This window comes from Hahella sp. HN01 (assembly GCF_018986435.1).
Taxonomy (GTDB): domain Bacteria; phylum Pseudomonadota; class Gammaproteobacteria; order Pseudomonadales; family Oleiphilaceae; genus Hahella.
The window spans coordinates 1-1,592 of the sequence record NZ_JAHMIN010000114.1 but is presented as its reverse complement, the minus strand read 5'-3'; the positions used below and the strand labels follow the sequence as shown (position 1 = coordinate 1,592).

Genomic DNA, 1,592 nt, shown 5'->3' with positions numbered 1-1,592 from the left:
GATCTGCATCTCTCCGTACCAGGCCTTGGCGAACAGATGGCCGCGAAGTACGCCCTGGGGGTTAACCACTTCCGCCTTCGGCGCTAGTACGGAGCCTTCCACGCCAATAGACTCTAACTCCACCACATAGGCTTCATAGAAGTTAAAAACCACTTTATCGGCGACGTTCGCCAAAGACTGCAGGCTCATTCCGGACATACCGGTTTGTTGGCCATCAATATTGAAGATATAAGTGGCGTCGGCTGGCGCGCAGGAAAGGTCCACTTCAAAGGTATGCGCAGGGAAAACCTGTTCGCCAGAGAGCTGGAATACTTGCAGATTACTGTCGCACGCCGCCGTCAGATAAAGCCCGCCCCACTTGGACTCCACCTTGCCATTGGCTTTCAACTTGGATAGATCTTGCGACAGCTGCTCTAAATAGGCCTGCGCACTTGGAAAGTCGACGGAAGGCGTCGCTCCGCCCTTGATCTTGGCGCCTTGGGCCATGCCATGTCGCACGGCGTCGCCAATCTCTTTGACGGAGCCGCCGGCGATCACATTACCGTAGTAAACGCGACCGCTAGTAAACTTGATATCGCCCCCGGCGATTAATACGTCGCCCGCCTCAGACGCATTCAGCTTATCGCCCACGCTGTAGTTATCCAGGGAGATGTCGCCGCCAGCAGCGAGACGACCTTCCACATCGGAAGACAACGCCAGGAACTCATCGAACACCAAAGCGTTAAAGCGCTGTGCGGGCCCAAAGTCTTTGGCGGAAACCTGAAAACTGAACAGACCGAGAATGACGGTCGAGAGAAAGGAGGCGACATACTTAGTCATTTAACTATCCTGATTACATCCTGATCGTGGGGCGATTCACAACGCCCTAACTAGGGGGCAAACCGAGCGACGGCGCGATTATACGGATTGGAAGCGACAGGAATAGTCTTTAAGTAAACTTTTTGTAATTTTTTACATTTTTTAACCCAAAAGGGAGATATCCGCACGAACAAACACGACACTTAAGGATTAGGCTTTTCGTTGGCAGGGCAGGGCTCTATCACAATTTTCAGCTCAGTGGACTTGACTGCAAGAGTATGTGAAAGGCCCCGAAGGAACACGCACAAACCAGCAGTATTAAGAAATACTACCGTCAACATGGTTTGATCCGGGTTGCCGCCCCACCACCAAATTTGAAAGGCCAACCTTCTCGGGTTGGCCTTTTTTATTGCCTGTGACCTGATATCAAAAACGAACCACGCGAACTGGCCCAGCAAGAGCCACACTCCATACAGTTGCATGCCACTCCGGATCAGGTCACACGGATTTAGGAAACCCTAACCTGAATAACCCACTGAACGAAACCTGGAGTAGCTCAGAGCTTACCGGACGTCTTGGGGAGTCATTGCTCGATAAACCGGCTTCTCCAAAACCTCTGCCCAGTATTATTGGCATGGGGCGCTACTATTAACCTGGCATCGATATAGGTATGATACACTACCCATATGATTATAGAAGACGCTCGCTCATTACCTGCCGCAGCGCAGGAAGAAAAAAGAAAACAGGCCGTGCGACTGCGCAAGCAGGGGTATAGCTATCAGGAAATAGCCGAT

1 protein-coding gene is annotated in these 1,592 nt (G+C 51.6%); it reads right to left on the bottom strand.

All coding sequences use genetic code 11. From position 1 onward, the window contains the following. The coding region (locus tag KP814_RS32475) for a choice-of-anchor A family protein (RefSeq protein WP_216740663.1) at window positions 1-819 on the bottom strand (819 nt) is incomplete at its 3' end. Between the last annotated feature and the right edge of the window lie 773 nt (window positions 820-1,592).